Annotated in this window: 21 protein-coding genes and 2 pseudogenes; 16 read left to right on the top strand and 7 right to left on the bottom strand. The window is 65.0% G+C overall.

Annotated features, from left to right (window positions below; translation table 11 throughout):
• Window positions 1–87 precede the first annotated feature (87 nt).
• From bamA to AAHB16_RS00925, 8 genes and pseudogenes are all read left to right on the top strand, one after another.
• Complete coding sequence (gene bamA, locus AAHB16_RS00960; protein WP_150371969.1) at window positions 88–2,397, top strand: outer membrane protein assembly factor BamA; 2,310 nt, start codon at window positions 88–90, stop codon at window positions 2,395–2,397.
• 21 nt (window positions 2,398–2,418) lie between these two features.
• Window positions 2,419–2,955: an OmpH family outer membrane protein gene (locus tag AAHB16_RS00955; RefSeq protein WP_109581241.1), complete on the top strand. Its 537-nt coding sequence runs from the start codon at window positions 2,419–2,421 to the stop codon at window positions 2,953–2,955.
• A gap of 63 nt (window positions 2,956–3,018) precedes the next feature.
• Window positions 3,019–4,122, top strand: a complete 1,104-nt coding sequence (gene lpxD, locus AAHB16_RS00950) for a UDP-3-O-(3-hydroxymyristoyl)glucosamine N-acyltransferase (protein ID WP_150371968.1) — start codon at window positions 3,019–3,021, stop codon at window positions 4,120–4,122.
• Window positions 4,119–4,571: a 3-hydroxyacyl-ACP dehydratase FabZ gene (fabZ, locus tag AAHB16_RS00945; protein ID WP_150371967.1), complete on the top strand. Its 453-nt coding sequence runs from the start codon at window positions 4,119–4,121 to the stop codon at window positions 4,569–4,571. The genes lpxD and fabZ overlap by 4 nt, the downstream gene beginning before the upstream one ends.
• A 41-nt stretch (window positions 4,572–4,612) precedes the next feature.
• Window positions 4,613–5,416 carry an acyl-ACP--UDP-N-acetylglucosamine O-acyltransferase gene (gene lpxA, locus AAHB16_RS00940; RefSeq protein WP_150371966.1) on the top strand — a complete coding sequence of 268 codons (804 nt, stop codon included), beginning with the start codon at window positions 4,613–4,615 and terminating at the stop codon, window positions 5,414–5,416.
• Between the two features lie 11 nt (window positions 5,417–5,427).
• A complete protein-coding gene (lpxB, locus tag AAHB16_RS00935) occupies window positions 5,428–6,591 on the top strand; it encodes a lipid-A-disaccharide synthase (protein ID WP_150371965.1) in 1,164 nt (387 codons plus the stop codon).
• A pseudogene (locus AAHB16_RS00930) lies at window positions 6,591–7,160 on the top strand (ribonuclease HII); the annotation flags it as partial. The gene lpxB and the pseudogene AAHB16_RS00930, both read left to right, overlap by 1 nt.
• Before the next feature lie 109 nt (window positions 7,161–7,269).
• Window positions 7,270–8,058 (top strand): TrmH family RNA methyltransferase, encoded by a 789-nt coding sequence (locus tag AAHB16_RS00925; protein WP_342049818.1) that lies wholly within the window; start codon window positions 7,270–7,272, stop codon window positions 8,056–8,058.
• A gap of 4 nt (window positions 8,059–8,062) precedes the next feature.
• Here AAHB16_RS00925 and AAHB16_RS00920 read toward each other — a convergent pair whose 3' ends face one another.
• Window positions 8,063–8,473: a hypothetical protein gene (locus AAHB16_RS00920; RefSeq protein WP_342049817.1), complete on the bottom strand. Its 411-nt coding sequence runs from the start codon at window positions 8,471–8,473 to the stop codon at window positions 8,063–8,065.
• A gap of 92 nt (window positions 8,474–8,565) precedes the next feature.
• The gene (gene ppsR, locus AAHB16_RS00915; RefSeq protein WP_342049816.1) at window positions 8,566–9,462 is read right to left on the bottom strand and encodes a posphoenolpyruvate synthetase regulatory kinase/phosphorylase PpsR; all 897 of its coding nucleotides are present in this window, start codon (window positions 9,460–9,462) and stop codon (window positions 8,566–8,568) included.
• A gap of 255 nt (window positions 9,463–9,717) precedes the next feature.
• On the opposite strand from ppsR, the gene ppsA reads away from it, so the two are divergent.
• The gene (gene ppsA / locus AAHB16_RS00910) at window positions 9,718–12,120 is read left to right on the top strand and encodes a phosphoenolpyruvate synthase (RefSeq protein WP_150371960.1); all 2,403 of its coding nucleotides are present in this window, start codon (window positions 9,718–9,720) and stop codon (window positions 12,118–12,120) included.
• 67 nt (window positions 12,121–12,187) lie between these two features.
• Here the strand turns inward: ppsA and AAHB16_RS00905 are convergent, their stop codons facing one another.
• The gene (locus AAHB16_RS00905; RefSeq protein WP_223851491.1) at window positions 12,188–13,144 is read right to left on the bottom strand and encodes a tripartite tricarboxylate transporter substrate binding protein; all 957 of its coding nucleotides are present in this window, start codon (window positions 13,142–13,144) and stop codon (window positions 12,188–12,190) included.
• 67 nt (window positions 13,145–13,211) lie between these two features.
• The gene (locus AAHB16_RS00900) at window positions 13,212–14,096 is read right to left on the bottom strand and encodes an isocitrate lyase/PEP mutase family protein (protein ID WP_150371958.1); all 885 of its coding nucleotides are present in this window, start codon (window positions 14,094–14,096) and stop codon (window positions 13,212–13,214) included.
• A 196-nt stretch (window positions 14,097–14,292) separates the two neighbouring features.
• On the opposite strand from AAHB16_RS00900, the gene prpR reads away from it, so the two are divergent.
• Entirely contained in the window at window positions 14,293–16,275 is a 1,983-nt protein-coding gene (gene prpR / locus AAHB16_RS00895; protein WP_342049815.1) for a propionate catabolism operon regulatory protein PrpR, read from the top strand.
• 36 nt (window positions 16,276–16,311) lie between these two features.
• On the opposite strand, the pseudogene smpB reads toward prpR, so the two are convergent.
• Window positions 16,312–16,770: pseudogene (gene smpB / locus AAHB16_RS00890) on the bottom strand (SsrA-binding protein SmpB); the annotation flags it as partial.
• A 123-nt stretch (window positions 16,771–16,893) separates the two neighbouring features.
• On the opposite strand from smpB, the gene AAHB16_RS00885 reads away from it, so the two are divergent.
• Window positions 16,894–17,334, top strand: a complete 441-nt coding sequence (locus tag AAHB16_RS00885) for a type II toxin-antitoxin system RatA family toxin (RefSeq protein WP_150371955.1) — start codon at window positions 16,894–16,896, stop codon at window positions 17,332–17,334.
• A complete protein-coding gene (locus AAHB16_RS00880) occupies window positions 17,318–17,683 on the top strand; it encodes an RnfH family protein (RefSeq protein ID WP_150371954.1) in 366 nt (121 codons plus the stop codon). Before AAHB16_RS00885 ends, AAHB16_RS00880 begins: the two co-directional genes overlap by 17 nt.
• Here AAHB16_RS00880 and AAHB16_RS00875 read toward each other — a convergent pair whose 3' ends face one another.
• Both AAHB16_RS00875 and AAHB16_RS00870 read right to left on the bottom strand, forming a co-directional pair.
• A complete protein-coding gene (locus tag AAHB16_RS00875) occupies window positions 17,684–18,238 on the bottom strand; it encodes a DUF4124 domain-containing protein (protein WP_150371953.1) in 555 nt (184 codons plus the stop codon). It abuts the gene before it with no gap.
• 37 nt (window positions 18,239–18,275) lie between these two features.
• Window positions 18,276–19,238 (bottom strand): DMT family transporter, encoded by a 963-nt coding sequence (locus tag AAHB16_RS00870; protein ID WP_342049814.1) that lies wholly within the window; start codon window positions 19,236–19,238, stop codon window positions 18,276–18,278.
• Window positions 19,239–19,351: 113 nt separating this feature from the next.
• Here AAHB16_RS00870 and guaB point away from each other — a divergent pair, with 113 nt between their 5' ends.
• The 4 genes from guaB (at window position 19,352) to AAHB16_RS00850 (ending at window position 24,361) form a co-directional block, all read left to right on the top strand.
• Complete coding sequence (guaB, locus tag AAHB16_RS00865; protein WP_150371951.1) at window positions 19,352–20,815, top strand: IMP dehydrogenase; 1,464 nt, start codon at window positions 19,352–19,354, stop codon at window positions 20,813–20,815.
• Window positions 20,816–20,926: 111 nt separating this feature from the next.
• Window positions 20,927–21,598, top strand: a complete 672-nt coding sequence (locus tag AAHB16_RS00860; protein WP_150371950.1) for a hypothetical protein — start codon at window positions 20,927–20,929, stop codon at window positions 21,596–21,598.
• Complete coding sequence (gene guaA / locus AAHB16_RS00855) at window positions 21,573–23,192, top strand: glutamine-hydrolyzing GMP synthase (RefSeq protein WP_150371949.1); 1,620 nt, start codon at window positions 21,573–21,575, stop codon at window positions 23,190–23,192. The genes AAHB16_RS00860 and guaA overlap by 26 nt, the downstream gene beginning before the upstream one ends.
• Before the next feature lie 131 nt (window positions 23,193–23,323).
• Complete coding sequence (locus tag AAHB16_RS00850; RefSeq protein WP_342049813.1) at window positions 23,324–24,361, top strand: hypothetical protein; 1,038 nt, start codon at window positions 23,324–23,326, stop codon at window positions 24,359–24,361.
• The last annotated feature ends 3 nt before the right edge of the window (window positions 24,362–24,364 follow it).

Raw genomic sequence — 24,364 nt, 5'->3', positions numbered from 1 at the left:
CGGGACGACGGGTACGCGCCGCGGCGCCAGAGCCTAAAAAATATTCCTGTATCGCATTGCATCGATTTGAGAGAGAGGGGATCGACATTGATCAGAAATAAGCGCATCTCGCTGGGCGTGCTGACGAGTGCGATTATCGCGGCCTGGAGCCCTGCGGGCTGGGCCGCCGATCCGTTCGTAGTCAAGGACATCCGCGTCGAAGGGCTGCAGCGCGTCGAGCCGGGCACCGTGTTCGGCTACCTCCCGGTCCGCGTCGGCGAAACCTTCACCGACGACAAGGGCGCCGATGCCATTCGCGCGCTCTACAACACGGGCTTCTTCAAGGACGTGCAGATCCGTGCCGAAGATGGCGTGCTCGTCGTGCAGGTGGAGGAACGTCCCGCCATCTCGCAGCTCGAGTTCGTCGGCATCAAGGAATTCGACAAGGACACGCTGCGCCGTTCGCTGCGTGCCGTCGGCGTGGCCGAGGCGCGTTACTACGACAAGGCGCTGATCGACAAGGCGGAGCAGGAGCTCAAGCGCCAGTACGTCGCGCGCGGCTACTATGCCGCCGACGTGCAGACCACCGTGACGCCGGTGGACCGCAATCGCGTGTCCGTGGTGTTCAACGTGGACGAAGGCCCCGTCGCGAAGATCCGCCAGATCAATATCGTCGGTAACAAGGCGTTCAAGGAAAGCACGCTGCGCGACGAGATGCAGCTGTCGACGCCGAACTGGCTGTCCTGGTACACGAAGAACGATCTCTATTCGAAGCAGAAGCTGACGGCCGACCTGGAAGCGCTGCGTTCGTACTACCTGAACCGCGGTTACCTCGAGTTCCAGATCGAATCGACGCAGGTGTCGATCACGCCGGACAAGAAGGACATCTACCTGACGCTGAACATCAAGGAAGGCGAGCAGTACAAGGTGTCCGACATCCGCCTGGCCGGCGAACTGCTCGGCAAGCAGGAAGAGATGGAAAAGCTCATGCAGCTGAAGAAGGGCGATATTTTCTCGTCCGAAAAGCTGACCGCGAGCACCAAGGCCATTACGGACCTGCTGGGCACGTACGGCTACGCGTTCACCACGATCAATCCGCAGCCGAACATCGATCAGGGCAAGCGCGAAGTCGCGCTGACGCTGATGGTCGATCCGGGCCGCCGCGTCTATGTGCGCCGCGTGAACGTGGTCGGCAACAGCAAGACGCGTGACGAGGTGGTGCGCCGCGAGATGCGCCAGATGGAAAGCTCGTGGTTCGACAGCGAGAAGCTCACGCAGTCGCAGGCGCGTATCAACCGTACCGGCTACTTCACCGACACGAACATCACCACCGAGGACGTGCCGGGCGCGCCCGACCAGGTCGATGTGAACGTGAACGTGACCGAGAAGCCGACCGGTCAGATCAGCCTGGGTCTGGGCTTCTCCTCGACCGACAAGCTCGTGCTGCAGGCCGGCCTGCGCCAGGACAACGTGTTCGGCTCCGGTACCAGCCTCGGCCTGGACGTGAACACCGCGAAGTCGTTCCGCACGATCTCGCTGACGCAGTACGACCCGTATTTCACGGTGGACGGCATCAGCCGCTCGACCGATATCTACTACCGTACCGCGCGTCCGCTGTACTACACGGGCGACCAGGACTACAAGATCGTCACCGCGGGTGGCGGCTTCAAGTTCGGCGTGCCGTTCTCGGAAAACGATACCGTGTTCTTCGGTATCGGCTACGAGCGCACGCAGGTCTACACCTCGGTCAACACGCCGTCGCAGTACCAGGCGTGGCTGCAGAAGATTGGCAAGAGCAGTGGCGACCCGATCAACAACTTCCCGTTCACGATCGGCTGGGCGCGCGATCGCCGCGACAGTGCGCTGATCCCGACCAAGGGTCCGTACACGCAGGCCAACCTCGAAGTGGGCGTGCCGGGTGGCGATACGCAGTACTATCGCGCCAGCTTCCAGCAGCAATACTTCTATCCGCTGTCGAAGGCCTTCACGCTGGCCTTCAACGGTGAAGTGGCGTACGGGCACGGCTACGGCGACACGCCGTTCCCGGTGTTCAAGTACTTCTACGCCGGTGGTATCGGCTCGGTACGTGGCTACCAGACCAGCACGCTGGGTCCGAAGGACCAGAACGGCAACCCGGTCGGCGGCGCGTCCAAGCTTATTGGTAACGTCGAATTCGTGTTCCCGCTGCCGGGGTCCGGTGTGGACCGCACGCTGCGTCTGTTCACGTTCTTCGACTTCGGTAACGTGTATCAGGAAGGCGCGCCCATCAAGGTCAGCGACCTCAAGTACTCGACCGGTCTCGGTATGTCGTGGCTGTCTCCGATCGGCCCGCTCAAGGTCAGCGTCGGCTTCCCGCTCAAGAAGGACGATACCGACCGGGTCCAGCGCTTCCAGTTCCAGATCGGTACCGCGTTCTGATTGCGACAAAGGATTCGTTTCATGAAACTCCATTCTCCACTGATGAAATCCCTGAGCGCGGCCGCGCTGGCCGCTGCGGCCCTGTGCGCGGCAGCGCCGGCGATGGCTCAGGAGGCGCGCATCGCCGCGGTCAACTCGGAGCGCATCCTGCGTGATTCGCAGCCGGCGAAGGCCGCTCAGGTCAAGCTCGAGCAGGAATTCTCGAAGCGCGACCGCGAACTGCAGGACATGGCCCAGAAGATCAAGGGCATGGCCGACAAGCTCGACAAGGACACCGCGGTGCTCGCGGACTCCGACCGCCAGCGCCGTCAGCGCGAAGTGGCCGACCTCGACCGCGAATTCCAGCGCAAGCAGCGTGAATTCCGCGAGGACCTGAACCAGCGCCGCAACGAGGAACTGGCACAGGTGCTGGAGCGCGCCAATCGCGTGATCCGCAGCCTGGCCGAGCAGCGCAAGTACGATCTGATCGTGCAGGAAGCGGTGTACGTGAATCCGCGCATCGACATCACCGACGACGTGATGAAGGCGCTGAACGCGAGCACCACGGGCGCGAAGTAAGCCCGTCGGCCCGCAGGTTCCATCGCGCGTCGATTCGATCGTTCCCTTTCAGGAAGTACCGCCATGCAGACACCCACACTGGGGCAGCTCGCCACCGAGAACGGCGCGCAGGTTGTGGGTGATCCCGACCTGACCGTTGCCGGCCTCGCGCCGCTCGACCAGGCCGGTCCCGGCGACCTGTCGTTCCTCTCCAATCCGCTGTACCTCGCGCAGGCCGTCGCTTCGGGCGCGGGGGCGATCATCGTGTCGCCCGCCGACCTCGAGCGCATTCGCGCCGAAGGGCATGCCGACGGCCGCAACTGGCTCGTCGCGCGCAATCCGTACGTATGCTTTGCCCGTGTCGCGCAGCGTTTCGACCGCGCCAACGCGGACACGCGTACGGGCATCGACCCGCGCGCGAGCGTGGCGGCCGATGCCGTGGTCCCCGCCTCGTGCTTTATCGGCCCGAACGTGGTGATCGAGGCTGGCGCGCGACTGGGCGAGCGTGTACGCATCGTCGGCAACAGTTTTGTCGGTTCGCACGCGGAGATCGGCGACGATACGCTGATTTACGCGAATGTATCGGTTTATCACCACTGCGTGGTCGGTAAACGGAATATCCTGCATAGCGGCGCGGTGATCGGCGCGGACGGCTTCGGCTTTGCGCCCGATATCGGGCCGGCCGGCGTTGCCTACGTGAAGATCCCCCAAACGGGTCGCGCGGTGCTCGGCGATGACGTCGAGGTCGGCGCCAATACCGCGATCGACCGTGGCGCGATGGCGGACACGGTGATCGAAGAGGGCTGCAAGCTCGACAATCAGGTCCAGATTGCGCATAACGTAAGGGTCGGCGCGCATACCGTGATCGCGGGTTGCGCCGCGATCGCGGGCAGTACCCGTGTCGGCCGTTTCTGCGTGATCGGTGGATCGGCCAATTTCGCGGGCCACCTGACCATTGCCGACCGGACCACGATTTCGGGCGGCACCTCGATCACGAAGTCGATCAGCAAGCCTGGCGGCCATTTCACGAGCGTTTTCCCATTCCTGCCGCATGGCGAATGGGAGCGAAACGCCGCCATCGTACGCGGGCTCGCGAAGCTTCGCGAAAGGGTGATCCAGCTGGAGCGCCGTCTGCGCGGCCAGTCACCGGATCCCGCCCCAACACAAGACCAAGAGAAATCATCATGACCGCATCCGACATCGACATTCGCAAGATCCTGAAGCTGCTGCCGCATCGGTATCCGATCCTGCTCGTCGACCGCGTGCTCGAGCTGGAGCCGCAGAAGCGGATCAAGACGCTCAAGAACGTCACCATCAACGAGCCGTACTTCGTGGGCCATTTCCCGGAACAACCGGTGATGCCCGGTGTCATGATTCTCGAGGCGCTCGCGCAATCGGCCGGGCTGCTGACGTTCGGCGCGGACATGGAGCGCAAGGAAGGCTCGCTGTACTACTTCGTCGGCATCGACGGCGCGCGCTTCAAGCGCGTGGTGTACCCCGGTGACCAGCTGCACCTGAACGTGACCGTGGAGCGCTATATCCGCGGCATCTGGAAGTTCAAGGCCAATGCGACCGTGGACGGCGAGGTCGCCTGCGAAGCCGAACTCATGTGCACGGTCAAGCAGGCCGACGCCTGAGCCGCGCCACTTCACACGCATCAGACCACAGGACAGGACGTATGACGCAAATCCATCCCACCGCACTGGTCGACCCGAAGGCAGAACTTGCCGCCGACGTGACCGTCGGCCCGTTTTCCATCGTTGGCCCGAACGTGCGGATTGGCAGCGGTACCCGGATCGGCTCGCATACCACCGTCGAAGGGCATACCACCGTGGGCGAGGGTAACCGTATCGGTCCCTACGCCTCGATCGGCGGCACGCCGCAGGACATGAAGTACGCCAACGAGCCGACGCGGCTCGAGATTGGCGATCGCAACACGATTCGCGAATTCACGACGATCCATACGGGTACCGTGCAGGATCGCGGCCTGACCCGCCTCGGCAACGACAACTGGATCATGGCGTACGTGCATATCGCGCACGACTGCGACGTTGGCAACCACGTCGTGTTTTCGAGCAATGCGCAGATCGCCGGCCACGTGCAGGTGGGCGACTGGGCGATTCTCGGCGGCATGAGCGGCGTGCACCAGTTCGTGCGCATCGGCGCGCATGCATTCCTTGGCGGTGCCTCGGCGCTCGTGCAGGACATTCCGCCGTTCGTGATCGCCGCGAGCGACAAGGGCGGCAACAAGGCCACGCCGCACGGCGTGAACGTCGAGGGCCTGCGCCGCCGCGGTTTCGACGCGGGCCAGATCGCCGCGCTGCGCCAGGCGTACAAGCTGCTCTACAAGTCGGACCTCAACTTCGACGACGCGCGCAATGAAATCGCGGCGCTGCTCGCGCAATCGGACGCCACGACGGCGGAGCCGCTGCGCGCGCTCGCCGACTTCCTGGCCACGACGCAGCGCGGCATCGTTCGCTAAGCCGACGCGACATGGTCGAGGCAAAGCGCGGAACCGTCGCGATGGTGGCCGGAGAGGCTTCCGGCGACCTGCTGGCGTCGTTATTGCTCGAAGGGCTGCACAAGCGGCTCGGCGAATCGGTGGACTATGCCGGCATCGGCGGCCGCCGCATGATGGAGCAGGGCTTCGTCTCGCACTGGCCGATGGAGACGCTCTCCGTCAACGGCTATGTGGAGGTACTGGGCTCGCTGCGCGAGATTCTCGCCACGCGGCGTGCGATCCGCGAGAAGCTGATTGCGCAGCCGCCGCTATGCTTTATCGGCGTGGATGCGCCCGATTTCAATTTCGGCCTCGAAGTCCCGCTGCGCCGCGCGGGGATTCCGGTCGTGCATTTCGTCAGCCCGTCGATCTGGGCATGGCGCGGCGGGCGGATCCGTACGATCGCGCGCGCGGTCGACCATATCCTCTGCCTGTTTCCGTTCGAACCCGAGATCTACGCGCGCGCGGGCATTCCCGCGACGTATGTCGGCCATCCGCTGGCCGACGTGATTCCGATGGTGCCCGATGTGGCCGGCGCGCGCGCGACGCTGGGCCTGCCCGAGGGCAAGCGCGTGGTCGCGGTGCTGCCGGGCAGCCGGCAGTCGGAGGTGAAGAACCTCGGCGCCACGTTCTTCGGCGCGATGGCGCGCATGCATCGCATGGACGGCAACCTCGCCTTCGTCGTGCCTGCGGCAAGCGCGCCGCTGCGCGCGATCATCGAGGGACATGCGCTCGATCATCCGGAACTCGACGTGACGATCGTCGATGGTCAGTCGCATCTTGCGATGGAAGCCGCCGACGTCGTGCTGCTGGCGAGCGGCACCGCCACGCTGGAAGCCGCGCTGTACAAGAAGCCGATGGTCATCTCTTACAAGGTGCCCTGGCTGACCGCGCAGATCATGAAGCGGCAGGGCTATCTGCCCTATGTCGGGCTGCCGAATATCCTGTCCGGCCGTTTTGTCGTACCGGAACTGCTGCAGGACGATGCCACGCCCGAGGCGCTCGCGCGCGAAACGCTGCTGCAGCTCAACGACGAAGGCAATATCGCATTCCTCCGCGAGCATTTCACGGCCATGCACGAGACCCTCAAGCGCAATACCGCATCGATCGCCGCCGATGTCGTGGTCGATCTCATGCATCAGCGGGGGGTACGCTGATGCCGCGCGCCAAGTCGCCTTCGCCGCAACTGGGGCTCGAACTCACCCAGACCGTGGCCGTCGTACAGCGCCTGTGCGGCGTGGACGAGGCCGGTCGCGGCCCGCTCGCGGGGCCCGTGTATGCGGCCGCCGTGGTGCTCGACCCCGCGCGCCAGATCCGCGGGCTGGCCGATTCCAAGATCCTCAGCGCGGAGAAGCGCGAAGTGCTGTTCGAGCGCATCTGCGAACGCGCGCTGGGCTGGCATATTTCGTTTGCGACGGTCGAGGAGATCGACTCGATCAATATCCTGCATGCCTCGATGCTGGCCATGCAGCGCGCGGTGCAGGGGCTCGCCGCCAAAGGCGTGATTCCCGACCTCGTGCAGGTGGACGGCAATCGCTGCCCGCAGGTCGCGTTTCCGGTCGAAGCGATCGTAAAGGGCGATGCCAAGGTGCGTGCGATCTCGGCGGCGTCGATCCTCGCCAAGGTCGCGCGCGATCGCGAACTGCACGCGCTGCACCAGCAGTATCCCGAGTACGGGTTCGACAGCCATGTGGGCTATCCCACGCCGCAACACCTGGCCGCGCTCGAGCAGTTCGGGGCCACGCCGCATCACCGCCGCACGTTCGCGCCGGTACGCATCGTGCTCGATCGCATGACGGTTGCGCAGGAAGCGCCGCCGTTCTGAAGGGTCTACGGTGAAGCACATCACATCGCGCGACAACGCGCTGTTCAAGCATCTGAAGGCGCTGACGGGCTCCACCCACCAGCAGCGCAAGGCGGGCCAGTCCGTGCTCGATGGCGTGCACCTCGCGCAGGCCTACGTCGCGGCGCTGGGGCAGCCCGTGCAATGCGTGCTCGGCGAGCGCCACTACGATCATCCCGAGGTGCGGGCGCTGCGCGACGCCGTCGACGAGCACCGCGTCATCGTGCTGGCCGACGCGCTGTTCTCGCAGATCGCGTCCGTCGCCAATGGGATCGATCTGCTGTTCGTGATCGACACGCCGGGCGGGCATCTGCCGCAGACCATCGACACCGATTGCGTGATTCTCGATGGCGTGCAGGACGCGGGCAACGTCGGCTCGATCCTGCGCAGCGCGGCCGCGGCGGGCATTCCGCACGCGTTCCTCGTGACCGGCAGCGCGTCGGCATGGTCGGCCAAGACCCTGCGCGCCGGCATGGGCGCGAACTTCCATCTGAATATCGTCGAGCACTGCACGCTCGACATGCTGTCCAGCCGGCTGCGGGTGCCGTTGCTGGCGACATCCTCGCACGCGGATGCGGCGGTATTCGATACCGATCTGCGGGCGCCGGTGGGGTGGGTCGTCGGTAACGAAGGCGCTGGTGTCAGCGCGGCATGGATGGCGCATGTGTCCCGCACGGTGACCATTCCACAGCCAGGCGGACTCGAATCGCTGAACGTGGCGGCGGCCACTGCCGTTTGCCTGTTCGAGGCGGTGCGGCAGCGGCGCGGGGCGGGCGCATAGCGGGCTAGCGCGTCTGCGCCCTGGTGTCCGCCGGTTGTCCCGTCTTCGGGGCGATGAATGCTTCGACCTTGTCGAGCCGAACTTCGAGTCTGTCCACCTTGCGATCGAGGGCGTGCACCTGCGCCTCGAGGCGATCAAACCGCTGATCGAATTTGGTTTCCAGGCGACCGAGCCGCTGATCGAATTTGGTTTCCAGGCGACCGAGCCGGCTGTCGAATTGGGTTTCGATGCGAACGAGGGCGTCCTTCAGGTCGCGGCCGTTGTATTCCACGATGGCAAACACGGCGGACAGCGACGTGAGAACGCCGGCGAAAAGAAGGGCGCCGACCTTCAGCGGCAGGTGGCCGGGATCGCGTGGGGTCAGGGTATGCGGGAAGTCGCCAGCGGTATGCACATGGCCTTGGGGATGGGACACGGTGGTTTTCTCCTGTGGACAACGACAGCGTTGCCATTGAAATTTGCCACCGTGTCAGGGCTCCGAACAGGAGACGATTCTCAAAATAGCGGTCAATAGTTGTCGCGATCGACCTTGATTTCCTGCAGGATCGTCGTCGCGATTTCCTCGATCGACTTGTGGGTCGAGGACAGCCACTTGATGCCCTCGCGCCGCATCATCGTCTCGGCCTCGTTGACCTCGTAGCGGCAGTTCTCGATGGCCGCGTACTTGCTGCCGGGCCGGCGCTCGTTGCGGATTTCGGTCAGGCGCTGCGGATCGATGGAAAGCCCGAAGATCTTGTTCTTGAACGCATAGAGCGCCGAGGGCAGCTTGCCGCGTTCGAAGTCGTCGGGAATCAGCGGGTAGTTGGCGGCCTTGAGGCCGTACTGCATGGCCAGGTAGAGGCTGGTCGGGGTCTTGCCGCTGCGCGAGACGCCCACGAGGATGACGTCGGCTTCCTGCAGGTTCTTGTGCGACTGGCCGTCGTCGTGCGCGAGCGAGAAGTTGATGGCCTCGATGCGGTTCTTGTAGGCCTCGGTGTCGGCGTTCTGGTGGAAGCGGCCGATCGCGTGCGTGGACTTGAGGCCGAGCTCCTTCTCCAGCGGCTCGATGAAGGTCTGGAACATGTCCAGGATCATCGCCTTGGCGCGGCGGATGGCCTTGTTGGATTCGGCGTTGACGAGCGTCGTAAACACGATCGGCGGCACGCCTTCGTTGTAGAACGCCTCGTTGATCTTGCCCACGGCGATATGTGCCTTCTCGGGCGTATCGACGAACGGCATGCGCACCTTGCGGAAACGCATCTCGAACTGCGCGAGGATCGAGTGGCTGAATGTTTCGGCGGTAATGCCGGTGCCATCCGAGACGATAAAGACCGTACGGACGGCAGGGCGATCGGCGGCGCCGGTGACGGGGGTGGGCGCTACGGACGCCGGTTGCGGCGCATCAGGCGCTTCCGGAAGGGACATGTCTGATCAATTATTTGGAGCCGCATTTTCGCGAAGTGCGGTGCGGCACGGTAGAATAGCGGCGATCTTTTGGCTAAGCAATTGCGCGGGCGCAAGCCAGACAACGATCATACGGTCGATTGTCAACAATGTGCGCCGCAGCAAAGGCGATGGAAATGCCGGGCAAATGCTTAGCCAAGCGATCGCTTCCGGGAACAGAACTCCAACAAGATACCGGGCGACACGAAAGATTTCTTACTTTGTTTTGAGGCTTTCATGACCAACGCCAATCAGGCAAATGCCGGCGCACTCGACGGCGCCTATGTGCTGCCGTTCGAGCAGCTCCGCATGCACGACGTGGAGACTGTCGGCGGCAAGAACTCGTCGCTCGGCGAGATGATCTCCCAGCTGGCGCAAGCCGGCGTCCGCGTTCCCGGCGGCTTTGCGACGACCGCGCTCGCCTTCCGCGATTTCCTGGCTCACAACGACCTGACCGCGCGCATCTCCGCGCGCCTGAAGGCACTCGACGTCGACGACGTCAAGGCACTGGCCGAGGCCGGCGCCGAGATTCGCGGCTGGGTCGTGAACGCGCCCCTGCAGCCGCGTCTGGAAAAGGAGATTCGCGAGTTCTACGCAACGGTGTCCGCGCGCGAAGGCGCCGAGGCGTCGTTCGCCGTGCGTTCGTCGGCCACGGCCGAGGATCTGCCGGACGCTTCGTTCGCGGGCCAGCAGGAGTCGTATCTGAACGTCAGCGGCATCGATGACGTGCTGGACAAGATCAAGCACGTGTTCGCCTCGCTGTACAACGACCGCGCGATCTCGTACCGCGTGCACAAGGGCTTTGCCCACGACGTGGTGGCGCTGTCCGCCGGCATCCAGCGCATGGTGCGTTCGGACCTCGCATCGTCGGGCGTGATGTTCACGATCGACACCGAGTCGGGCTTCCCCGACGTGGTGTTCATCACGTCGAGCTACGGCCTCGGCGAGACGGTGGTGCAGGGCGCCGTGAACCCGGACGAGTTCCACGTGTTCAAGCCGACGCTGGCGTCGGGCAAGTACCCGATCATCCGCCGCTCGATCGGCTCGAAGCTCATCAAGATGGAATTCACGGCACCGGGCGAAGCCGGCCGCGTGAAGACCGTCGATGTGCCCGTGGAACTGCGCAACCGTTACTCGATCACCGACGCCGACGTGTCGGAACTGGCCAAGTACGCGGTCATCATCGAGAAGCACTACGGCCGCCCGATGGACATCGAGTGGGGCAAGGACGGCAAGGACGGCAAGATCTACATCCTGCAGGCGCGCCCGGAAACGGTGAAGAGCCAGTCCGCCGGCAAGGCCGAGCAGCGCTTCAAGCTGAAGGGCACGGCACCCGTGCTGACCAGCGGCCGCGCCATTGGCCAGAAGATCGGTACCGGTCCGGTCCGCGTGATCAACGATCCGTCGGAAATGGAACGTGTGCAGCCCGGCGACGTGCTCGTGGCCGACATGACCGACCCGAACTGGGAGCCGGTGATGAAGCGTGCTTCGGCGATCGTGACGAACCGTGGCGGCCGTACCTGCCACGCGGCGATCATCGCGCGCGAACTCGGCGTGCCCGCCGTGGTGGGTTGCGGCGACGCGACCGACATCCTCAAGGACGGCACGCTGGTGACCGTGTCCTGCGCCGAGGGTGACGAAGGCCGGATCTACGACGGCCTGCTCGAGACCGAAGTGACCGAGGTCCAGCGCGGCGAAATGCCGGCCATCGACGTCAAGATCATGATGAACGTGGGCAATCCGCAGCTCGCGTTCGACTTCGCGCAGATCCCGAACGAAGGCGTGGGCCTGGCGCGTCTCGAGTTCATCATCAACAACAACATCGGCGTCCACCCGAAGGCGATTCTCGACTATCCGCAGGTCGATGCCGACCTGAAGAAGGCCGTGGAATCGGTGGCCCGCGGCCACGCGAGCCCGCGCGCGTTCTACGTGGACAAGCTGGCCGAAGGCATCGCGACGATCGGCGCGGCGTTCTATCCGAAGCCCGTGATCGTGCGTCTGTCGGACTTCAAGTCCAACGAGTACAAGAAGCTGATCGGCGGTTCGCGCTACGAGCCGGACGAAGAAAACCCGATGCTGGGTTTCCGTGGCGCCTCGCGCTATATCTCCGACGACTTCGCCGAGGCGTTCGAGATGGAATGCAAGGCCATGAAGCGCGTGCGCGACGAAATGGGCCTGACCAACGTCGAGATCATGGTGCCGTTCGTGCGGACCCTGGGTCAGGCGGAAAAGGTCATCGAGCTGCTGGCCAAGCACGGCCTCAAGCGCGGCGAGAACGGCCTGCGCATCATCATGATGTGCGAAGTGCCGTCGAACGCGATTCTGGCCGAAGAGTTCCTCCAGTACTTCGACGGCTTCTCGATCGGCTCGAACGACCTGACGCAGTTGACGCTGGGCCTCGACCGCGACTCCGGCATGGAGCTGCTGGCCAAGGACTTCGACGAGCGCGATCCGGCGGTGCAGTTCATGCTGGCCCGTGCGATCTCCACGGCGCTGCGCCTGGACAAGTATGTCGGCATCTGCGGCCAGGGTCCTTCGGACCATCCGGACTTTGCCGCGTGGCTCGCCAAGGAAGGCATCAAGTCGATCTCGCTGAATCCTGATTCGGTGATCGATACGTGGAAGCAGCTGGCTTCGTAAGCCACGTCGCCATGTAGAAAGGCCGCCCCGAGGGGCGGCCTTTTTGTTTGCAGGTTTGCGAGATCGCTTATTTTTCCTGCATCTTCGCGGCCTTGACGATCTCGCCCAGGCGGCGGCGTTCGGCGTCCACGAACTTCACGAACTCGGCGCGCGTGCCGCCGATGGGCTCGATACCGACGGACTTGAGCCTGGCCGCCGTGGCCGGGTCGCGCATGGCCTGATCGACCGCGGCCGCCACCTTGTCCATGATCGCGGGCGGCGTGCCCTTGGGCGCGTGCACGCCGGCCCAGTGCGCGATCTGCAGGTCCGGGAAGCCTTGCTCCGTGGCCGTGGACAGCTGCGGGTAGGCGGAGATGCGCTGCGTCCACGTCGTGGCCAGCGGCTTGAACTTGCCTTCGCCCACGATATGCGGCAGTGCGATGATGCTGGCCTCCGACGTGCCTTCCACCTGTCCGCCGAGCACGGCGGTCGTGCTCTCGCCACCGCTCTTGTACGGAATCGACTGCAGCTTGGCGCCGTACTTCACGTTGAGGATCTCGGCCACGAAATGCGGCGTGCTGCCGGTGCCCGCGGTCGCGAAGTTGAAGCCGTTGCCTTTCTTCGAGGCATCGACGAATTCGCGCAGGGTGTTGTACGGGGAGCTCTTCGGCACCACGATCACGGACGGGGCCAGGCCGATCATCACGACCGGCACCAGCGCATCGTCCTTGAACGGGATCGACTTCTTGATCATGCTGTTCGAGATCACGCCCGCCGCGCTGATCAGGAACGTATAGCCGTCGGGGGCGCTGCGGGCGACGACTTCCGCGCCCACGGTACCGCCCGCGCCCGGACGATTGTCGATCAGTACCGTCTGGCCCAGCACCTTCGACGCGCCTTCGGCCGCCGCGCGGGCCATCAGATCGTTGGCGCCGCCGGCCGAGAACGGCACGACGAAGCGAATGGTCTTGGACGGCCACGTGTCGGCGGCGGCCGCGGTGCCGGCCGCCGTAAACGTGGTGATCAGGGCCGCCGAAGCGATCAGGGTGCGCGTGAATCGGTTGGTCTTATGCAAAACGTGTCTCCAAAAGCGAATAACAACATCTGAAACGTCAGTCTTTCGCGGCGTACTTCTTGTCGAGCGCGTCGTAGCGCGGCTTGTTGACAAGGCGTTGGCGCTCGCTGAACGGTGCCACGAGCGTCGCGTCTTCATCGAGGCGCCCCTGCTTTTGCAGCGTGCCGAGCGCGCGCTGCATGCCGAGCACCGCGCCCTGCAACGCCGCGTTCGCGTACAGCACGATGGCGTAGCCAAGGCCGGCAAGCGCCTCGCGCGACTGCGTCGGCGTCTTGCCGCCGATCACGATATTGATCAGTTGCGGAATGTCGATCAGGCCGGGCAGGCGTTCGATATCGGCCAGCGACTCGGTGGCTTCGATAAACAGGATGTCCGCGCCCGCCTCGACGAAGCGGCGGCCGCGGTCGATCGCGTCCTCGATGCCATGCACGGCGGCCGCATCGGTCCGCGCGATGATCAGCAGGTTTTCGTCCTCGCGCGCATCGGCCGCGGCCTGGATCTTGCCGACCATCTCGCTCGTGCTGATGACTTCCTTGCCCGCGAAGTGCCCGCACTTCTTCGGCATGATCTGGTCTTCCAGCTGGACCGCGTCGGCGCCGCTGCGTTCGAGGACCTGGATCGTGCGATAGACGTTCACCGCGTTGCCGAAGCCCGTGTCGGCATCGACGATGATCGGTAGCGCGATGGCATCGCGCACGCGCGACGTGTGCTCGGCGACTTCGTGCAGGCCGATAAAGCCGAGGTCGGGCAGGCCCAGCGACATGTTGGTCACGCCGGCACCGGTCAGGTACAGCGCCTCGAACCCGGCGTCCTCGATGACGCGGGCGCTCATGGCATTGAATGCGCCGGGCACGAGCAGGCCCTGGCGGGCTTCGACCTTGGCGCGGAAGGCGGCACGGCGTGCCGCGGAGGAGGTGGTCATGATGGGGTCTCCGGATCTCGAATGGATGTGCCTCTTTTCGCACGGAGCGTGCCAGTCGGACGGTTCGCCAAAAACTTCATGCAAAACAATGACTTGGGTGCGGGGCGCGTGGTTGAGCTACCATGCCGGAACGTTTCATGTGTTTCACGGAACGTTCCAGTCTCGGGCTGGACGTTTTGGCACCAAGGTCTTTCCCATGTCCCAAGTCGTATCGAACGCCGTCCCTGGACGTCCCGGCATCGCCCTCGTCAGTTTTAGTCAACTTGCGACGCTCTGTGAAACCGTCGCGCCGCGCTATGGCGATCAGGCGCGATTTTTCTCGGTGCGGGCCGGCTACGGCGCGGCCGTCGCGGCGCTGCAGACACATATCGAGGCCGGCACGGTCGATGTGGTGCTGGCCGCGGGCTCCAACGGCGCCTATCTGCGCGACAACCTCGCGGTGCCCGTGGTCATGGTCAAGGTCAATGGCTTCGACGTGCTGAGCGCCATCGCGCAGGCCATCTCGCTATGGCCGGGCGAGTCGGTCGGACTCGTGCTGCACGAGGCCATTTCGAAGGAGCTCGCCGAACTGGGCAAGTACCTGCGGCTCGACCTGCGGCAGCGCGCCTATCGCTCGATCGACGAAGTGCGCGAAGCCGTGGAGACCCTGGCGGCCGAAGGCTGCACCGTGATCATCGGCCCGGGCATGGCCTGCGACCTTGCATTGCGTGCGGGGCTGCACAGCGTGTTCCTGTATTCCATGGGCGCCGTGGAGGAAGCGTTCGAACGATCGATCGAACTCGCGCGCATGAGCCGGCAGAAGGAGTCGAAGCGCGTGCGTCTGAACACGATCGTCGCGCATCTGCGCGATGGGGTGGCCGCGTTCGACGAGTCGGGGCAGGTGGAGGTGGTCAACCCGGCAATGCTCGAACTGCTGGGTGTGGACCGCGCGCAGGATATCGATGCGCAGTTGATGCGCGCGCTTGGCGCGCAGCTGCGCGACGCGGGCGACGGCGATGCCATGGCGGAAGAGCGCATCGAGCAGATGGGCGGCCGCGCGCTGATCATGAACAGCCTGCCGATCGTCGATCATGGCGTGCGTTCGGGCACGGTCATCACGGCGCAGGATGCGCTCGTCGCGCAGCGCATCGACCGCTCGCTGCGCACGAGCCAGCGGCCGCGGCATCTGGTCGCGCGGCACAAGCTGGCCGATCTGACCGGCGCATCGGCGGCGATCGATCGCGTCAGGCGGCTCGCGCAGGCCAGCGCGGCGCACGATGCCACGCTGCTGCTGATCGGCGAGAGCGGCACGGGCAAGGAGCTCGTCGCGCAGGGCGTGCACAACGCGAGCGAGCGCCGGGGCAATCCGTTCGTGGCCTTCAATTGCGCGGCGTTGCCGGAGGGACTGATCGAAAGCGAACTGTTCGGGCACGAAGAGGGCGCGTTCACGGGCGCGCGGCGCGGCGGCAAGCCGGGGCTCTTCGAGGTGGCGCACACGGGCACGATCTTTCTGGATGAAGTGGGCGAGATGCCCGCGGCGTTGCAGAGCCGGCTGCTGCGCGTGCTGCAGGAGCGCGAGGTCATGAAGCTCGGGGCGGGGCGCGCGACGCCGATCGACGTGCGCGTGATTGCCGCCACGCACCGGGACCTCCGCGAACTCGTGCGGCAGGGGACGTTTCGCGCCGACCTGTATTTCCGTCTGAATCTGCTGCAGATCGCGTTGCCCGCGCTGCGCGAGCGGCGCGAGGACATTCCCGACCTCGCGCGGCAACTGCTGGCGCGCAGCCGCAGCAAGTACGGCCTGGCCCCGAGGAACGATGGACAGGACGACGCGCGCATCGTCGCGTTCCTGCAGCCGTTATTCGCGTCGTACGCGTGGCCGGGCAATGTGCGCGAGCTCGAGAACCTCGTGGCGCGCGCGGCGATCTATCTGACCGATGCCGCGTGGAGCGCGCAGCAGGATCTGCGGGAGATCTTTCCGGAGTTCGATGAGGTGGGTGAGGTAGATGAGGTGGGTAAGGCGGGTGAGGCGGGCGAGCGGCACCGGCAGGCCGCGGCACCATCCGCAGCGCCGCTGTCGCGTGACGACGTGCTGCGCGCGCTGGAGGCGCACGGCGGCAATCGCGCCGCGGCGAGCCGCGCGCTCGGCATCGGCCGTACCACGCTGTGGCGGCTCATGAAGTCGCCACCCGCGCGCTGAGGGCGGCCACGATCAGGACGACCGGATCGTGGGCGATTACTCCTTGGCGTCGCCCTTGAGGATGCGCGCCTTCTCGCGCTGCCAGTCGCGGTTCTTCTCGGTCTCGCGCTTGTCGAACTGCTTCTTGCCCTTGGCCAGTCCGATCTCGCACTTGATGCGACCGCGCTGGTAATGGAGGTTCAGCGGGACCAGCGTATAGCCGCGCTGCTCGACCTTGCCGATGAGCTTGCTGATCTCGGCGGCCTTGAGCAGCAGCTTGCGCGTGCGGACGGGGTCGGGCTGGACGTGCGTGGAGGCGCTCTGCAGCGGGCTGATATGCGCGCCGATGAGGAACATCTCGGCGTTGCGGATGACCACGTAGCCTTCCTTGATCTGCGCGCGGTTAGCCCGGATCGCCTTGACTTCCCAGCCTTCCAGCACGAGGCCGGCTTCGTACCGCTCTTCGATGAAGTAGTCGAAAAAGGCTTTCTTGTTGTCTGCGATGGTCATGCGTTCCGATGAATGATGAGCTGGGGTGTCCGCTGGGGATGCCCTTCGCGCGCGTGTCGGCTAAAATCCCGATTCTAGCAAACCAGACAGGCGCCGGCCCAGCCCGGCAGCGCCCCGCATTCCGCTTACATGGCCGACGTCCACAAATCCGTCCTGCTCGGGTATTCCGCCGAGCAGATGTACGACCTGGTAACCCGCGTGGAGGACTACCCGAAGTTCCTGCCGTGGTGCGGAGGAGTGGAGGTCTTCGAGCAGACCGAGACGCTGCTCGACGCGAAGATCAATATCCACTTCAGCGGCATCAAGCAGTACTTCCATACGCGGAACATCCAGGAGCGTCCCACGCGAATCGATATGACGTTCGCGGACGGACCTTTCAAGACCTTCAATGGCACGTGGCGCTTCACGCCGCTGCGCGCCGACGCGTGCAAGATCGAATTCCATCTGCACTACGAGTTCTCGAGCGTCCTGCTCGAGAAGATCATCGGCCCGGCGTTCAGCGTCATCGCCAATACGTTCGTCGATGCGTTCGTGAAGCGGGCCGAGGTGGTCTATGACAACAAGACCTGATCTGGCGCCCGGGTCGCCGGCTGCCGTCGTGCGCCTGGCCGTCTGCTATGCGCGGCCGGACCGCGTGTTCCTGGAGGACGTGGAAGTCCCGCCGGGGACGTCGATCGTGCAGGCCATCGCGGCCAGCGGGCTCGTGCGGGCCTGTCCCGAGGTCGATCCGAACACGATGCGCGTGGGAATCTTCGGCAAGCTCAAGACGCTCGATACGGTGGTGCGCGACGGTGACCGTGTGGAGGTGTATCGCGCGCTCACGGCCGATCCCAAGCAGGCGCGGCGCAGGCGCGTGCAGAAGACCCGCGCCACGGGGACCCGCGAAGGCCAGAAGTGGCTGCGCGGCAAGTCTGACTGATCAGCCGCCGGCGCCGCACTCCGCCGCGATCGCGGTATTCGTGCGTTCCAGCGACGCGGCGCGCTCGGCATCGTCCAGCGCCTCGCGCGCGCCTTCGCTGTTGATGCGCGCGATGCGCGCGTTCTGCGAGAGTCCCAGCGCGTAGTTCTGCAGCTCCTGGCAGCGCGCGGCGCGCTGAGCGAGCCTCGCTTCCCTGGCGGCCGTTTCCTCTTCCTGCTTCAGGCGCGCCGCGCGGCGCTTCTCGAAGCCTTCCTTCTGGGCCTGCAGGGCCGCCTGGCTGTCGTTCGGCGTCGAGGCGATGGTATTGACCGACCCCTTGCCCTTGTCGGCTGCGCCCTCGGCGCCATCGGCGGGGACATAGGCGCCCGGCGCGCGGCCCGGTGCCGACAGGATGTTGCGCGCCGGCACGCCAGGCGGCGGTGGCGTGTCGCTGTAGACCTTGCGGCCGGCCTCGTCGCGCCATTGCCACTGGGCCTGGGCGATGCCGGGCAGCGCGGCGATGCCGGCCGCGGCGAGCAGGGAGAGACCGAAAAAGCGCGCGAACGAGCGTTTCATGGGGAGGTAACGTGCGTGGTGAGCAACGCACAGCAGTCTACGCAGACTTGTCCGGGGCGTGCAAGCGCACGGACCAGGCCACCCCGATCATCAGCAATGCAACGGCGGCCGTCTCGAGCGGCCGGGGCCAGCGATGGTCGAAGACAAACCCATATGCCAGCGCGAATAGCGTCTCGAACACGATCATCTGGCCCGACAGCGTGAGGGGTAGCCGACGGCTCGCGATGTTCCACAGGTTGTTGCCAATAAGCGACGCTCCGATTGCAACGGCGCCGTTGACGATCCAGAACCACTGCCAGTCGCGCTGGCTGCCGGACGCGGTGAGGGTGTCGCCGGCGACCATCCACCCGATGACCGCGAGCACCGCGGAAACGAGGCCCGTGGACAGCCCGTAAAGCGCGGACCATTCGTTGCCGCTGAAATGCGGGTTGCGCTGCAGGTAGCGCGCGTTGTCCACCGCGTACAGCGACCAGCAGACGAGCGCGCCCACGGCGCACAGCACGCCGGCGATCTTCTCCCATACCAAACGGATTGCCGCGTCGGTGGCCGCCGCGCCATGGGCGCCGCCGCCGCCGGAGAACAGATCGATATTGATGCAGGCGATGCCCGCGGCAACGACGAGCAGCGGCAGTACGAGCTTCGATAACGGAACCGCGCCATGGTCGCGGCGGCCCATGATCGTGACCGTGATCGGGAGGATGCCGATGATCAGCGAGGTGGGGCCCACGCCGGCCAGTTGCACACCGAACGCGAGCAGCACGTAGTAGAGCAGGTTGCCCGTGAATGCCTGCCGCAGCAGCGCGATGCAGTCGGCGCGCGTGAGCTTGCGCAGGATGCGGCGAAGCATCGGCAGCGTGGCCACGAATGCGACGATGCCATAGGCGAGGTAGCGGCCGATGGCGAGTTCCCACGGTGAAAATACCGGCAGCAGCTTGGGCGCGATGAACACCATCCCCCAGAACGCGCCGGCCAGCAGGCCGCACAGGACGCCGATTCCCATCGTCTCCGTTCTCGAATCTTGAAAGGAAGGCGAGCATAGCAAAGGGTTTGCGGGAAAGCATCAGCAAATCCTGCAATCCTGTATAATCTGCTTTTGCGCCTAGAGGATTTGCTATGCGTCTTGTCCAGAAAGCACTCACGTTCGATGATGTGCTGCTCGTACCGGCCTATTCGGCCGTCCTGCCCCGGGATGTTTCCCTTCGCACCCGCCTGTCTCGTTCCATTGAATTGAACATTCCGCTGGTCTCCGCCGCCATGGATACCGTGACGGAAGCCCGCCTCGCCATTTCCATGGCACAGGCCGGCGGCATCGGCATTGTCCACAAGAACCTGAAGCCAGCCGACCAGGCGCGCGAAGTCGCGCGGGTCAAGCGCTACGAGTCGGGTGTACTGCGTGATCCGATCACCATTTCGCCGGACATGAAGATCCGCGATGTGATCGCGCTGTCGCAGCACCACGGCATTTCGGGTTTCCCGGTGCTCGAAGGCAAGACCGTCATCGGCATCATCACCAACCGCGACCTGCGCTTCGAGGAAGACCTGGAAGCGCCGGTGCGCGCGAAGATGACGCCGCGCGAGAAGCTGGTGACCGTGGCCGAAGGCGCGCCGCTCGAAGAAGCCAAGCGCCTGATGAACCGTCACCGCCTGGAGCGTGTGCTCGTGGTCAACAGCGCGTTCGAGCTGCGCGGGCTGATCACGGTGAAGGACATCCAGAAGGCCGTCGATAACCCGCTGGCAAGCAAGGACGACCATGGCCAGCTGCGCGTAGGCGCGGCAGTTGGCGTGGGCCCGGACAACGACGAGCGTGTGGATCTGCTGGTGAAGGCCGGCGTGGACGTGATCGTGGTCGATACCGCCCACGGCCACAGCCAGGGCGTGCTGGACCGCGTGCGCTGGGTCAAGCAGAACTATCCGCAGGTGCAGGTCATCGGCGGCAACATCGCCACCGGCGCCGCCGCGCGTGCGCTGGTCGATCATGGCGCCGATGGCGTCAAGGTCGGTATCGGTCCCGGTTCCATCTGCACCACGCGTATCGTCGCGGGTGTGGGCGTGCCGCAGATCACGGCCGTCTCCAACGTGGCCGAGGCGCTGCAGGGCACCGGTGTGCCGCTGATCGCCGACGGTGGCGTGCGTTACTCGGGCGATGTGGCCAAGGCCCTCGCGGCCGGCGCGCATACGGTGATGATGGGCGGCATGTTCTCGGGTACCGAGGAAGCGCCGGGCGAAGTGTTCCTCTATCAGGGCCGCTCGTTCAAGAGCTACCGTGGCATGGGTTCGGTGGGCGCGATGAAGGATGGCGCCGCGGACCGTTACTTCCAGGAAGACAACACCGCCAACGTCGACAAGCTCGTGCCGGAAGGCATCGAGGGCCGCGTGCCTTACAAGGGCCCGGTGCAGGCGATCATTCACCAGCTGACCGGTGGCATTCGCGCGTCGATGGGCTATTGCGGCAGCAGCTCCATCGCCCAGTGGCACGAGACGGCGGAGTTCATGCAGATCACGGCGGCAGGCATGCGCGAGTCGCACGTGCACGACGTCCAGATCACGAAGGAAGCGCCGAATTACCACATCGACTGATTCCGCAGTCGATCCGGCCGCACGGCCGCGCAAGCCTTGTCCGCGCAGATTGCGGGCGGGGCCGCGCGGCCGTGTGTACATGAGTCACCGACATCACGGACAGGAGCGCCAATGAAGATACTGCTGCGAGCGGTGCTGTTTCTCGATGCCTTGCTCCAACTGCTGCTTGGCATCCTGCTGCTGGCGTCGCCGTTTGCGACGCTGTATGCCGCGCTGCAATTGCCGCAGCCGCAGCCCGCGCTGTACGGGCAACTGCTCGGCGTGGCGATGATCGGCTTTGCCTGGCTTCTGGTGCAGGCCACGATCAACGGCCAGCTGACCGTCGCCATCGCGCGGACGGTCGGACAGGTGAATCTGATCGGCGCGATTCTGATCGTATCGTGGGTGCTGTTCCTCGAAGTGCCCGTGCAGGGCGCGGGCAAGATCTGGCTGCTGACGCTGGCCGCGGTCCTCGCGTTCTTTGCAGCGGTGCAGATTCCCGCGGCCAAGCGCGTGCGCCGGCGCGAGCGCGAGGCACAGCTGGCACGCGAGGCCGAGCGCCAGGCGGCCACCACGGCCACCACGGGCGGACGTCCCGTCGGTCCCGGTGGCGATGCGGTGCGACCCGACCCTTATCCTCATGACGATGCGGTTCGTCCGGCATCGCGCGAATATCCTGAATACCGGCGCGAGCCGGTCATCACGCCGCCGCCGGGCTATGGGCCCGGTACCGAAGTGTTGCCCGACCCTGCAACGGAAGAACTGCCATCCCCCCATCATGCACGACAAAATCCTCATTCTTGATTTCGGCTCGCAGGTCACGCAGCTGATTGCCCGCCGTGTTCGCGAGGCCCACGTCTATTGCGAAATCCATCCGAACGACGTGTCCGACGAGTTCGTGCGACAGTTCGCGCCGAAGGCCATCATCCTGTCGGGCAGCCACGCCAGCACCTACGAGGACCATCAGCTGCGCGCGCCGCAGGCCGTGTGGGACCTCGGCGTGCCCGTGCTCGGCATCTGCTACGGCATGCAGACGATGGCCGTGCAGCTGGGCGGCAAGGTGGAGTGGAGCGACCATCGCGAGTTCGGTTACGCCGAGGTGCGCGCGCACGGCCATACGCCGCTGCTGCAGGACGTGCAGGACTTCGTCACGCCGGAAGGCCACGGCATGCTCAAGGTCTGGATGAGCCACGGCGACAAGGTGGCCGAACTGCCGCCGGGCTTCAAGCTCATGGCGTCCACGCCGAGCTGCCCGATCGCGGGCATGGCCGATGTGGATCGCGGCTACTACGCCGTGCAGTTCCACCCCGAAGTCACGCACACCGTGCGCGGCCGCGAGATGATCGAACGCTTTGTGCTCGGCATTGCCGGCGCGAAGGCGGACTGGGTCATGCGCGACCACATCGAGGAAGCCGTCTCGAAGATTCGCGAGCAGGTGGGCGACGAAGAGGTGATTCTGGGCCTGTCCGGCGGTGTCGATTCGTCGGTGGCCGCGGCGCTGATCCATCGCGCGATCGGCGATCAGCTGACCTGCGTGTTCGTCGATCATGGCCTGCTGCGCCTGGACGAAGGCAAGATGGTGATGGACATGTTCGCGGGCCGCCTGCACGCGAAGGTGGTGCATATCGACGCGTCGGACCAGTTCCTCGGCCATCTGGCCGGCGTGACCGACCCCGAGCAGAAGCGCAAGATCATCGGCCGCGAGTTCGTCGAGGTGTTCCAGGCCGAGGCGAAGAAGCTGAGCAACGCCAAGTGGCTGGCGCAGGGCACGATCTATCCGGACGTGGTGGAGTCGGGCGGTACCAAGACGAAGAAGCAGACCACGATCAAGAGCCACCACAACGTGGGCGGCCTGCCGGAGACGCTGGGCCTGAAGCTGCTGGAACCGCTGCGCGACCTGTTCAAGGACGAAGTGCGCGAACTCGGCGTGGAACTCGGCCTGCCGCCGGAGATGGTGTACCGCCACCCGTTCCCGGGCCCGGGCCTCGGCGTGCGGATTCTGGGCGAGGTGAAGCGCGAGTACGCGGAGCTGCTGCGCCGCGCCGATGCGATCTTCATCGAGGAACTGCGCAAGACGATCGCGACCGAGCAGGACGCGGCGGCCGGCCTGTGCGAGCCGCATCAGGTGGGCAAGAGCTGGTACGACCTGACGAGCCAGGCGTTCGCGGTCTTCCTGCCCGTGAAGTCGGTCGGCGTGATGGGCGATGGCCGCACGTACGACTACGTGGTGGCACTGCGCGCGGTGCAGACCACGGACTTCATGACGGCGCACTGGGCGCACCTGCCTTACGCGCTGCTGGGCCGCTGCTCGAACCGCATCATCAACGAGGTCCGCGGGTTGAACCGCGTGGTGTACGACGTTTCGGGCAAGCCGCCTGCGACGATCGAGTGGGAATAACGGCCCAGCGGACTTCCGGTTTATAGATGTCGCAAAAAGCTCACGTTCAGTGAGCTTTTTGCCATTTGTGAGCCATCTCCGCCTTGACGCATTGAGGGTGGCACTAAGATAACGTACTTCTGCACGATAACATGGTGTATGTTATCGTGTGGAATGTACGTTACCGGGGCTTCACCTTGCCATCTCTCGCGACCGACGTTCTGCGTTATCTCCATGAGGTCTTGGGCATCGACGCACCAGGCGTCGAGCCGTGGACAGGCGCGGGGCAGTTGCCTTACTTCCTCCAGGATGCCTTTCAGTTCTGCGAGCTAGAGCTGCTAGGGCAGCCCGTCATTCTGGCGATGGCCGCCGCCGACGCCAGGACGTCTCTGAGCGAGATCCGGCTCTGGGTGAGCAAGGTCGGCGCCTTGGCCGGCCATCCGGTGGTTTACGTCACCGATGCCTTGCCGTCCTATGACCGCCGGCGGTTGATCGAGCAGAAAGTCCCGTTCATCGTTCCGGGCAACCAACTCTACCTGCCAGACCTGGGTCTGGATTTGCGTGAACATTTTCGGCAGCGCGCTACGCCCACGGAAGCGCTGAGCCCATCCGCGCAGGCCATGCTGATTTCCGCTTTACTGCATCAGCCATGGCAATCCGACTGGCAGCCCTCCAGCGTGGCGGCGGTCCTCGGCTATACGCCAATGACAGTGTCGCGTGCTGTCAAGGAACTCACTGGGACCGGGCTCGCCACTGCCTACACGGTTGGTCGTTCGCGCTGGCTGAAGATGGAACATCCTCCAGAGCAGATATGGGAACGTGCGAAACCCATGCTGCGAACGCCGGTCAAGCGCGTGGCGTGGGTGGCAGCCTGTGTAGACGTCCGATATCGGCCGACTCGCATGGCGGGCCTGAGTGCCCTCGCTCGCCATTCCATGCTGACGGAGCCGAGATGGCCGGTGTATGCGATGGCTGCCACCGATTGGAAGGTCGCGACGGAGGCCGGGATTCAGGAGTTGCCCGAGCCCGAAGCGGGCGCCCAGCAGTGGCAGTTATGGAGCTACAGCCCGGCGTTGATGTGGGATACCGACATTGTTGACCCCCTCTCGCTGACGCTTAGTTTGCAGGATAGCGCCGACGACAGGGTTCAGCTCGCACTGGATGAACTCAAGGGACTGTTGCCGTGGTGAGAG

The sequence above is a fragment of the Cupriavidus sp. OTU4054 genome, assembly GCF_038440175.1.
Classification (GTDB): domain Bacteria; phylum Pseudomonadota; class Gammaproteobacteria; order Burkholderiales; family Burkholderiaceae; genus Cupriavidus; species Cupriavidus pauculus_D.
Note: the sequence above shows the minus strand (reverse complement) of the source record. Positions and strands in the feature narration are given on the sequence as shown.